This window comes from Acidimicrobiales bacterium, from assembly GCA_035316325.1.
Lineage (GTDB): Bacteria > Actinomycetota > Acidimicrobiia > Acidimicrobiales > VFJN01 > DASXTK01.
In genome coordinates, this window is sequence record DATHJB010000232.1 from 23,740 (window position 1) to 34,120 (window position 10,381).

12 protein-coding genes and 1 tRNA gene are annotated in these 10,381 nt (G+C 72.3%); 3 read left to right on the forward strand and 10 right to left on the reverse strand.

From position 1 onward, the window contains the following. Position 1 precedes the first annotated feature (1 nt). The 7 genes from VK611_30210 to VK611_30240 form a co-directional block, all read right to left on the reverse strand. Positions 2-256 (reverse strand): acyl carrier protein, encoded by a 255-nt coding sequence (locus tag VK611_30210; protein ID HMG45643.1) that lies wholly within the window; start codon positions 254-256, stop codon positions 2-4. Positions 257-320: 64 nt separating this feature from the next. Further along, on the reverse strand, positions 321-1,085 hold the full coding sequence (locus VK611_30215) for a 3-oxoacyl-ACP reductase family protein (protein ID HMG45644.1): 765 nt from the start codon (positions 1,083-1,085) through the stop codon (positions 321-323). Then, complete coding sequence (locus tag VK611_30220) at positions 1,067-2,137, reverse strand: beta-ketoacyl-ACP synthase III (protein ID HMG45645.1); 1,071 nt, start codon at positions 2,135-2,137, stop codon at positions 1,067-1,069. Before VK611_30220 ends, VK611_30215 begins: the two co-directional genes overlap by 19 nt. Beyond that, positions 2,134-2,415 carry a hypothetical protein gene (locus VK611_30225; protein ID HMG45646.1) on the reverse strand — a complete coding sequence of 94 codons (282 nt, stop codon included), beginning with the start codon at positions 2,413-2,415 and terminating at the stop codon, positions 2,134-2,136. Before VK611_30225 ends, VK611_30220 begins: the two co-directional genes overlap by 4 nt. 28 nt (positions 2,416-2,443) lie before the next feature. Further along, positions 2,444-3,376, reverse strand: a complete 933-nt coding sequence (locus tag VK611_30230; GenBank protein HMG45647.1) for an ACP S-malonyltransferase — start codon at positions 3,374-3,376, stop codon at positions 2,444-2,446. 111 nt (positions 3,377-3,487) lie between these two features. Next, positions 3,488-3,787, reverse strand: coding sequence for a hypothetical protein (locus tag VK611_30235; protein ID HMG45648.1), 300 nt, complete (start codon positions 3,785-3,787; stop codon positions 3,488-3,490). A 56-nt stretch (positions 3,788-3,843) separates the two neighbouring features. Then, positions 3,844-4,287, reverse strand: a complete 444-nt coding sequence (locus VK611_30240; protein HMG45649.1) for a transcriptional repressor — start codon at positions 4,285-4,287, stop codon at positions 3,844-3,846. Between the two features lie 155 nt (positions 4,288-4,442). Between VK611_30240 and VK611_30245 the strand changes: the two genes are divergently transcribed. Next, complete coding sequence (locus tag VK611_30245) at positions 4,443-5,663, forward strand: serine hydrolase domain-containing protein (protein ID HMG45650.1); 1,221 nt, start codon at positions 4,443-4,445, stop codon at positions 5,661-5,663. 26 nt (positions 5,664-5,689) lie between these two features. Here the strand turns inward: VK611_30245 and VK611_30250 are convergent, their stop codons facing one another. Continuing rightward, positions 5,690-5,914 carry a hypothetical protein gene (locus VK611_30250; protein HMG45651.1) on the reverse strand — a complete coding sequence of 75 codons (225 nt, stop codon included), beginning with the start codon at positions 5,912-5,914 and terminating at the stop codon, positions 5,690-5,692. 383 nt (positions 5,915-6,297) lie between these two features. On the opposite strand from VK611_30250, the gene VK611_30255 reads away from it, so the two are divergent. After that, complete coding sequence (locus VK611_30255; GenBank protein ID HMG45652.1) at positions 6,298-7,893, forward strand: peptide chain release factor 3; 1,596 nt, start codon at positions 6,298-6,300, stop codon at positions 7,891-7,893. 19 nt (positions 7,894-7,912) lie between these two features. Here the strand turns inward: VK611_30255 and VK611_30260 are convergent, their stop codons facing one another. Continuing rightward, positions 7,913-9,418: an alpha/beta hydrolase gene (locus tag VK611_30260; protein ID HMG45653.1), complete on the reverse strand. Its 1,506-nt coding sequence runs from the start codon at positions 9,416-9,418 to the stop codon at positions 7,913-7,915. 26 nt (positions 9,419-9,444) lie between these two features. After that, positions 9,445-10,269, reverse strand: a complete 825-nt coding sequence (locus VK611_30265) for a M15 family metallopeptidase (protein HMG45654.1) — start codon at positions 10,267-10,269, stop codon at positions 9,445-9,447. A gap of 37 nt (positions 10,270-10,306) precedes the next feature. On the opposite strand from VK611_30265, the gene VK611_30270 reads away from it, so the two are divergent. Next, positions 10,307-10,380 (forward strand) — tRNA-Ala (locus VK611_30270). Position 10,381: the final 1 nt, after the last annotated feature.

Here is a 10,381-nt window from a genome sequence, read left to right on the forward strand (position 1 = left end):
ACTAGGCCTTCGAGGCCACACTCGCGGCGAGGATGACGTCGAGCGCGTCGCCGACGGTCTTCACCTCGGCCAGCTCGTCCTCCTCGATGGTGATGCCCAGGGTGTCTTCCAGCGACATCACCAGCTCCACCAGGTCGAGGCTGTCGGCCTCGAGGTCCTCGGCGAACGACGCCGTCTCGGTCACCTTGTCGGCTTCGACCTGAAGGACGTCGACCGCCGCCGTGCGGAGGGCGGTGAGTGCATCGGAACGCTCCATGTACATCTTCTCCAGTTCTCTCGGGATGTCGGACTCGATCGGACGGTGGTCCGGTGCCGGGTGCTCAGCGTCCCATGCCGACGCCGCCGTCCACAGGGACGACCGCGCCGGTGATGTAGGACGCGCTGTCGGAGCACAGGAACGCCACCAGGGCGGCCACCTCTTCGGGACGGCCCAGGCGACCGACGGCGGTGGCCGCAACCAGGAGCTCACGGCGTTGCTCGGGCAGAGACTCCATCATGGCAGTGTCGATCGGACCCGGCTCGACCACGTTCACGGTGATGTTGCGGGACGCGACCTCGCGGGCCACCGAGCGGCTGAAGCCCACCAGCCCGGCCTTGGCGGCGGCGTAGTTGGCCTGGCCCGGCGAGCCCATGGCGCCCACGATCGACGACACCTGCACGACCCGGCCGAACCGGGCCCGGATCATCGGCCGCAGCGCCCGCTTGGTGGTGCGGAAGGGGCCCGACAGGTCGGTGTCGAGCGTGTGCTGCCAGTCGTCCTCGCTCAGCTGCACGAGCAGCTTGTCGCGGTTGACGCCGGCCGCATTGACCAGCACCTCGACGGGCCCGAAGGCCTGCTCGACGTCGGTGAACGCGGCGTCGACGCCGCCGGGGTCGGACACGTCGATGTGCACCACCCGGGCGGTGCCGCCCTCGCCCTCGATCTGGCCGGCGGTCTGCTCGGCGGCGTCCTGCCGGCCGGCGTAACCCACCGCCACCAGCTTCCCGTCCGCCGCCAGCGCTCGGGCCACGGCGGCGCCGATGCCACCCGACGCGCCCGTCACGAACGCGACGCGCTTGCCGTCGCTCACTTCTGTTCGTCCCACGATGTCCGCCAGCGTAGGAGACCGGTGCCGACCGTGAGGCCTGCACCGAAACCGGTCACCAGCACGAGGCTGCCGTCGCGCAGCCGGCCGGTCTCGGCGATCTCGCTCAGCGCCAGCGGCACCGAGGCCGCGGAGGTGTTGCCGTGCCGGTCGACGGTCTGGACCGCCTGCTCGGGGGCGAGGCCGACGCGGGCCAGCACGGCGTCGATGATGCGGGCGTTGGCCTGGTGGGGCACGAACAGGTCGACGTCAGCGGGGGTGCAGCCGGCGGCGGCGAGCGTGCGGGTCACCGAGTCGGACACGGCCCGCACGGCCCGGCGGAACAGCTCGGGGCCGTCCATGCGCAGGTGCTGCTCGCCGGCGGCGAGGCTCTCGACCGTCGTGGGTCGGCCCGAACCGCCGGCAGTGATGGTCAGCAGCTCGGCGCCCTCGGGGTCGTCGACCAGGTCGGAGGCCAGGAGCCCGCCGTCCTGCTCGCTGGTGCCGTCGCGCACGAGCACCACGGCTCCGGCGCCGTCGCCGAAGAGCACGGCGGTGCCGCGGTCGGCCGGGTCGACGCTGCGGGTGAGCGTGTCGGCCCCGACCAGCAGCACCTTGCGGGCGATGCCGGTCTCGATGAGGGAGCCGCACACGACCATGCCGTAGACGAAGCCGGCACAGGCCGCGTTCAGGTCGAAGGCGCCGGCGGGGGTGCCCAGCTCGGCGGCCACCAGCGCCGCGGTCGACGGCATCGGCTGCTCGGGCGTGGTGGTGGCGACGACGACGAGGTCGAGCTCGTTGGGGAGCATCCGGGCTCGGACGAGGGCGTCGCGGGCGGCGGCGACGGCGAGGGGACCGGTCGACTCACCGGGCCCGCCGACCCGGCGCTCGCGGATGCCGGTGCGGGTGCTGATCCAGGCGTCGCTCGTGTCGAGCCGCAGTGCCAGCTCGTCGTTGGTGACGCGCCGCTCGGGCAGCGCCCCGCCCCAGCCGGCGACGGCGAAGCGGGCCTGGAGCGTCGATGTGGTGGGGGCGCTCGCGGTGCCCCACTCGGTCAGCAGCCCCGAGCTCACGAGAGGACCCGCACCCACGCCAGGGGCTGACCGTCGCGGACCCGCTCGCCGGGGAGTGCGAGCAAGCCCATCAGGAACCCGGTGTGGGGGCTGACCACCGTCACCGATTCCGCGTTGCGTTCGATGAACCCCATGGCCTGGCCCGCTTGGACGATCTCGCCCTCGCTGGTCACGACGTCGGGAGGCAGCAGCGAGAACACCCCCGCGACGGGAGCCGCGATCAGCCTCTCCGGGACGTGGAGGTCCTCGGCGAGGGCGGTGTGGTCGACTTGGCTCATGTGATCGTCTCCGGTCGGGCGGGGGAGGTCATCGGGACGGGACGGCAGCGGCGAGCTGCTGGGCGACGTCGGCGATGTCGTCGGGGGTGGTGACGTTGAGGATCCGGACGTCGGGCACCGTGCGCTTCGCCATGCCGGCGAGGACGCGGCCGGGGCCGACCTCCACGAACGTGTCGGCGCCGAGGGCGACCAGGGCGAGCTGGCAGTCGGTCCAGCGCACCGGCTCGACCAGGTGCCGGCGCAGCAGCTGCGGCCAAGCGTCCGGCGCCGTGACGGGCGCGGCGTCGGTGTTGGTGACGACGGGGGTCGCGGCGGTCCGGAAGGTGACGGTGTCGAGGAGGGGGGTCAGCGCCTCGGCGGCGTCGGCCAGCAGAGGTGTGTGGAACGCGTGGCCCACGGCCAGCGGCATCACCTTGCGGGCACCCAGCTCCCTCGCCCGCTCGGCGGCCTGCTCGAGACCGTCGGGCGTGCCGGCGATCACCACCTGGCCGGGGGCGTTGTCGTTGGCCACCCAGGCATCGACGTCGGCGCAGGCGTTCTCGGCCAGCTCCACGTCGGCGCCCAGCAGCGCCGCCATGCGTCCCGTCCGGGCGTCGGCGCTGTCCTGCGACACGTCGGCGCGGCGGGCGGCGAGCCGGAGCCCGTCGCTCCGGTCGACGGCACCGGCGGCGATCAGCGCCGTGATCTGCCCCAGCGAGTGGCCGGCGAAGGCCACGGGTCGTTCGTCCAGTTGGTCCGACAGCGTGTCCCAGGCCATGAGCGAGCCCAGGAGCACGGCCAGCTGACTGGCCCGGGTGGTCGCCAGCTCGTCGGCATCGGCGTCGAGGAGGAGGCGGCCGAGCGGCCGGTCGAGGATCGACTCGGCCTCGGTCACGGTCGCCCACGCGTCGTGGTCCTTCCACACCTGGCCGGCGCCCGGAGTGGCGGCTCCCTGGCCAGGGAAGATCACGACGTACGACACAGGGCGGAGTCCTCCAGCAAGACGCGAGATGAACAGGACTGAACGGGGTGGGGTCCAACTTCGACCCATCGGCCCCCGGTCCGTTACATCTGACGCTTCGCTGTACCTCCGCTACACCGGGATGGTGGTGGTGCTCCCGCTGTCGAGGATCGTCGTGGTCGACTCGGGCGGGGGCGGGGGGACGCTGGTGTCGGGCGCGCCGCCGTCACCCTCGACGACCTCGCCGCCCTCGCCGGGCACCGTCGTCGTCGTCTCGGGAGGGAGCGTCGTCGACGTCGTGGTGGTCGCCTCGGTGGTGTTCGTGGGACGGTTGCCGGTCTGGGGGACCGAGTCGTCATCGTCGTCGCTGCAGGCACCGGCCACCAGCAGGGCCGCGACGAGAGGGATAGCCAGGAGAAGGGTTCGACGCATCGGTGCAAAGGCTGACGAGTCGCGGCCACCCCGCGCAAACCCGACCGGCCTGTCGGCTAACGGCAGCGCGTGCAGAGGCCGACGAGGTCGAGCCGGTGGTGCAGTGCCCGGAAGTCGGCACCCGTGGCGACCTCGGTCAGCGCGGTGTCGAGGCGGCGCTCGATCTCGCTGGGAACCGTGAAGTCGGTGACGTCGCCGCAGCCGCTGCAGATGAGGTGGTGGTGGTGCTCGGTGAGGTCCTCGGCCAGCTCCCAGCAGGCGTGGTCGCCGGTGGTGACGATGCGGTGGGCGACCCCGGCGCGCTCCAGCACGGCCAGGTTGCGGTAGGCCGACGATTGCGCCAGGCCCGACGAGCGCTCCAGCAGCTGGGGCAGGGTCAGCGGTGACGGCGCCGCCGCCAGCACGTCGACCAGGGACCGGCGTTGCGACGTGAAGCGCTGCCCGACGTGCCGCAGCCGTCGGGTCACGATCGTGTGGAGGTCAGCGCTGGGCTCGCTCATGCGTCAAGGTCCTGGTGAGAACTGTTCTCAGATTAGCTGGTGGCCTCCGCGACACGGTGCCGGGGGCCTCGGCGATTGGTTGCACTGAAGATGCAATCAGGGCAGGCTGACCCGCAACCATCGCGGGGGAACCGGAGGACACTGTGACGAACCTGGTGGAAGGCAGCAAGGCATCCGGGTACGTGGAGCCGGGGTTCGAGGGCGTCCGCCAGGCGTTCGACGACAACTTCGCCGAGCACGGCGAGGTGGGCGCGGCGGTGGCCGTGTACGTCGAGGGCCGCAAGGTGGTCGACCTGTGGGGCGGCGTGCGCCAGGTCGACACCGAGCTCCCCTACGACGAGGACACCCTCCAACTCGTGTTCTCCACCACCAAGGGCGTCACCGCGCTGTGCGCCAACCTGCTGGTCCAGCGGGGGCTGCTCGACGTCGACGCCCCCGTCGCCGAGTACTGGCCCGAGTTCGCCGCCGCCGGGAAGGCCGACGTGCCGGTGCGCTGGCTGCTGTGCCACAAGGTGGGCCTGCCCTACGTCGACGCCGACCTGACCCTCGAGCAGGTGCTGGCCTGGGACCCGGTGGTCGAGGCGCTGGCCGCCATGGAGCCCGTCTGGGAGCCGGGCAGCGGCCACGGCTACCACGCCGTCACCTACGGGTGGCTCGTCGGCGAGGTCATCCGCCGCATCTCCGGTCGCAGCGTCGGGCAGTTCGTGGCCGAGGAGCTGGCCGGCCCGCTGGGCCTCGACTTCTGGGTGGGCCTGCCCGACGACAAGCAGGCGCTCGTCGCACCGCTCACCAACCGCGGGCCCCGCGACGGGTCGGCGCCGCCCCAGCCCGGCGAGGGCAAGGACCTCGCCCAGATGATCACCGACGCCCTCGGGCCCGACGCGCTGGTGCTCAAGGCGCTCGGCGGCGTCCCCGGGCTGCTCACGCAGGAGGGGATGTTCAACCGTCCCGAGGTGCGGGCCGCCGAGCTGCCGGCCGCCAACGGGGTCGGCAACGCCCGGTCGCTGGCCCGGCTCTACGCCGCGGTCATCGGCGAGGTGACCCACGACGGCGCCGTCGTCGGGCCGCTGCTCACACCCGAGCAGACCACGGCGGCCCTCGAGGTGCAGACATCCGGGCCCGACAAGGTGCTGCTGTTCGAGACCGTGTTCGGGCTCGGCTTCATGCTCTCGTCCCCGTTCTCGCCCTACGGCGGCCCACGGGGCTTCGGTCACTCGGGTGCCGGCGGTTCGATGGCCTTCGCCGATCCCGACCACGGGGTGGCGTTCGGGTACGCCATGAACCGGATGCTGGCGAACCTCGCCGGCGACCCCCGCACCACCGGGCTCGTCGCGGCGGTCTACGACGCCATCGGCGTCACCCCGACGTTCGTCTGACCCTCGGGGCCGTCAGGACGCTCGGGTCAGCCGGGTAGGCGGCCCTCGCCGCGCTGGTGGGCGCCCCGCCACACCATCTCCTTGTAGGCCTGGCGGGTCCGCTCCTTCACCGGCGGGGCGTGCTCGGCCGCTGCCGCCTCGGCGGCCGTCGGTCCCCGCCCGGCACCCCGGAGCACCTGCTCGTCGATCCGGGCGAACTCACGTGTCTGCCGGGTGACCCTGTCGTAGCCCGGGTCCTGCTTGCTGCTCATGTGACCCCCTTTGGAACGGTCGCCGTTGTCGACGCCGACACCTGACGTCGTCCTTACCCCGTCAGGCGACAGGGGGAATCCCCGAGACCGCCGGGGGCTGCGGGGGATTCCCCCCGATGGCGCCGGACCTGGGCCGTCGTACCTTGCGATCAGTGAGAGCGCGGTGGTGGCCCCGGCGGGCGGACGGTCGGAGCCACCACCGCCACACCGGCAGAGCCGCTTCCCCCGGCGGCTTGCTGTCCCCGAGAGTCACGGCGGGCGGGACTCTCGGGGACAGTCACGCTGCCGGTCGTCGACCCGGCCCCCCGGCTCGATCTCACTCCCTCCCCGAGCGGTGCCCCAGATAGCCTGGCTCGTCCCCTCGCCTCTGGTTGGTCCGTTTGATGTCGCCCGAAGACCTCCTCCCTGCCGCGGAAGCCGCACGCCGCCGCACCTTCGCCATCATCAGCCACCCCGACGCGGGCAAGACCACCCTCACCGAGAAGTTCCTGCTCTACGGCGGTGCGGTCCAGGAGGCGGGACAGGTCAAGGCCCGGGGTGAGCGGCGCCGGGCCCGGTCCGACTGGATGGAGCTGGAGCAGAAGCGCGGCATCTCGATCACGTCCGCCGTGCTGCAGTTCCCCTACCAGGACCACGTCTTCAACCTGCTCGACACCCCGGGCCACCGCGACTTCTCCGAGGACACCTACCGCGTGCTCGCCGCCGTCGACGCCGCGATCATGGTGCTCGACGCCGCCAAGGGCATCGAGCCGCAGACCCTCAAGCTCTTCGAGGTGTGCCGCGTGCGGGGCGTGCCCCTGCTCACCTTCGTCAACAAGTGGGACCGGCCCGGGCAGGAGGGCCTGGCCCTGCTCGACGAGCTGGAGTCGCGGCTCGACCTCCAGGCCGTGCCCATCACCTGGCCGGTCGGCATCTCCGGCGACTTCCGGGGCCTGGTCGACCGGCGCGACGGCCGTTACGTCCGCTACGGCCGCACGGCCCACGGTGCCGCCGAGGCCGGGGAGGAGTTCGTGTCGCCGGAGGAGGCGGCTTTGGAGGAGGGCGAGGCCTGGACCGCCGCCGCCGAGGAGCTGGAGCTGCTCGACAGTACGGGGGCCGAGATCGACCCGATGCTCTTCGAGGCCGGGGAGCAGACGCCGGTGTTCGTCGGTTCGGCGCTCACCAACTTCGGGGTGCGTCCGCTGCTCGACGCCATCATCGGCATGGCGCCGGCGCCCGGGCCCCGGATCGACCGCGACGGCGCGGCCCGCAAGCTGGGCGACCCCTTCTCGGCGTTCGTGTTCAAGGTGCAGGCCAACATGGATCCCTCACACCGCGACCGGGTCGCGTTCGTGCGGGTGTGCTCGGGGAAGTTCGAGCGGGGGATGGTCGTCACCCACCAGCCGACCGGCAAGCCGTTCGCCACCAAGTACGCCCACTCGGTGTTCGGGCAGGAGCGCGGCACCATCGACGAGGCCTTCCCCGGCGACATCGTCGCCCTGGTCAACGCCGCCGACGTCAAGGTGGGCGACACCCTCTACGTCGACACGCCCGTCGCCTATCCCCGGCTGCCGGAGTTCGCCCCCGAGCACTTCCACGTCGCCCGCACCCGCGACACCGGTCGGTTCAAGCAGTTCCGGCGGGGCATCGCCCAGCTCGACGAGGAGGGCGTGGTGCAGGTGCTGCGCGACCGCGACCGGGGCGACCAGGCGCCGGTGCTGGCTGCCGTCGGACCCATGCAGCTCGAGGTGGCGTTGTGGCGGCTGGAGAACGAGTTCGGTGCGCCCACCGAGCTGTCGCCGACGGCGTACACGGTCGCCCGGCGAACCGACGAGGCATCGGAGTCGGCGTTGCGGGCGCTGCCGGGCGTCGACGTCCTCGCCCGTGCCGACGGCACCCGGTACGCCCTGTTCGAGAGCCCCTACTGGCTGGCCCGGGTCGAGGCCGAACACCCGGAGCTCACGCTCGACCGCCTCGTCGCCGAGGGTTCGGCCGGCTAGCTCAGGCTGGTCCTGCGGCTCAGCTGCAGGTGAGGCCGTCCTCGGGCGGCTCGAGGTCGACCAGGTAGGTGGCGATCGCGTCGTCGATGCAGCTCACGCCGTTGCCGACCACCGTGTGCCCGTCGCCCTCGTAGGTGACCAGGACGCCGGTGGTCAGCTTCTCCGCCGTGCGGACGCCGGCCTCGTAGGGGGTCGCCGGGTCGTTGGTGGTCGACACGACGACGATCGGCGGGGCTTCGGGTGCGGTCACCTCGGTCAGCGGCTCGGCTTCGACCGGCCACATGGCGCAGCGGACGTAGTCGTTCACGATCGACTCGCCGAAGTGCGGGGCGTCGGTGGCCATGGCGGCGCCGTCGTCGAGGAGCTCCTGCGGCTCGGCGGGCCACTCGCCGTCGAGGCAGTTGACGGCGAAGTAGATGTCGAAGCTGCCGATCGACAGGTACTCGTCGGCGAGGCTGACCATGCCGGACCCGTCGCCGTCGAGCGCGTCGGCCGCCGCCTGGGCGAGCGACGGCCACAGCTGCTGCGAGTACAGCGGTAGGGCGAGGCCGATCGCGAGGTCGCCAGGTCCGAGGTCGCGGGGCGAGGCGTCGATGGGGGCCTCTTCCACCGCGGCCGACATCTCGTCGATCCCGGCCATGGCGTCGGGCGCCAGCGGGCAGCTGTCGTCGGCGTCGCAGTCGTCGGCGAACGCCTGCAGCGCCTTCTCGAAGCCGAGCGCCTGCAGCTCCGCCGACTCGGTGCCGGTCGGGCCCAGCTCGACGACGCCGTCGAGCACCATCGCCCGCACCCGCTCGGGGAACAGGTCGGCGTACACCTGCCCGATGCTGGTGCCGTAGCTGTAGCCGAGGTAGCTGATCTGGTCGTCGCCCATGGCCTCGCGCACGGCGTCCATGTCGCGGGCGACGTCGCGGGTGCCCAGGTGGCTGAGCACGTCACCTTCCGCCGCCTCGCAGTCGTCGACGTACTCCTGGCTGACGTCGAGGAGGGTCTCCTCGTCCTCGGGGGAGTCGAGGCTGTAGTCGACGCCGTAGAGCTCCGCGAAGTCGGCCCCGCAGTCGATGGCGCTGGCGCCGGTGCCGCGGGGGTCGACGCCCACGATGTCGAAGTGCTCGGTGACGTCGGGGGGCAGAGCGGTGGCCATCTGGGCGGCGAAGTCGCTGCCGGTGGCGCCCGGGCCACCGGGGTTCAGGAACAGCGCACCGATCCGGTCGCCGGTCGCGGGCGTGCGCCCGATGCTGACGGTGAGCGTGTCGCCGTCGGGCTCGTCGTAGTCGAGCGGCACGTCGAGGGTGGCGCACTCGCCCTCGAAGCCGCAGTCCCCCCAGTCGAGCGTGTCGTCGGGGTTGGTGCCCCCGTCACCGTTGCCGCTGTCGGTGCCGTCGCTGCCGTCGTCGGTGGCGGACTGGTCGTCGTCGGTGCGGGTCGACAGCGCAGCGTCGTCCGACTCCTTGGCGCAGGCCACGGCGGCCAGGACGAGGAGCAGGCCCGCGAGCAGTGGGAGGGCACGGTTGCGGCGGAGCACGAAGCGACGGTAGCTGCTGGCTGTGCTCAGGGAGTTTCGGGCCGGCTGAGCATCCACTCGCGGGGCGCCAGCCCGGAGTCGTGGATCTGGGCCGCGACGTCGTGGCCGACGTAGCGCAGGTGCCAGGGCTCGAACGAGTAACAGGTGCGGGTGGTCGGCATGTCGGGGTAGCTGATCACGAACCCGTGCTCGTGGGCGTGCTCGGCCAGCCACTGGCCGGTGGCGGTCTCGGCGAAGGCGGGGACCAGGTTCTGCGATCCGGCCTCCAGCAGGTCGAAGGCGGTTCCCAGCTGGTGCTCGCTGTGGCCCGGTCGGGCGGTCTCCTTCTGGGCCTCGACCTCGCCCTCCTCGGCGACCTCACGGTCGTAGAGGTTCTGCTGGTAGGAGTAGCTGCGGTAGGCGGAGACGAGGCCGAGGGGCGTGCCGTTCTCCTCGGCGGCGACGCGGAGGGCGCCGAGGTCCTCCACGATGATCTGCCGGATCATGTCGTCGGTCTCGAACCCGGCTTCGGCGGCGCTCACCAGGTCGGGGGGCTCGAAGTCGCCGGGCAGGGCGCGGTTGGCGTCGACCACGATCGTGCCGTAGTCCTCGGCCGGGTCGCCGACGGACACCTCGTCGCCGATGACGCAGTCGGGCACGACGACGGAGGTCGGGGTGGTCGGTGGGGGCGGCTGTGGCGCGTCTGCCGCCGGGACGCTGGTGGTGCCCCCCTCGGCCGCACTGGCCACGTCCGACAGGTCGGCCGCGGCGTCCACCACGTTCTGCCCGTCCCAGCGCAACGCCGACCACGCCCCCAGTGCCGCCACCAGGAGCGCGACGGCGATGGCTGCTCCGATGGCCCGTCCCTCCACAGCCCGGCACTCTAGAGCACTACGCTGAACCGACCCAGGGGACGTAGCTCAGTTGGCTAGAGCACCTGCTTTGCAAGCAGGGGGTCGTGGGTTCGAGTCCCATCGTCTCCAC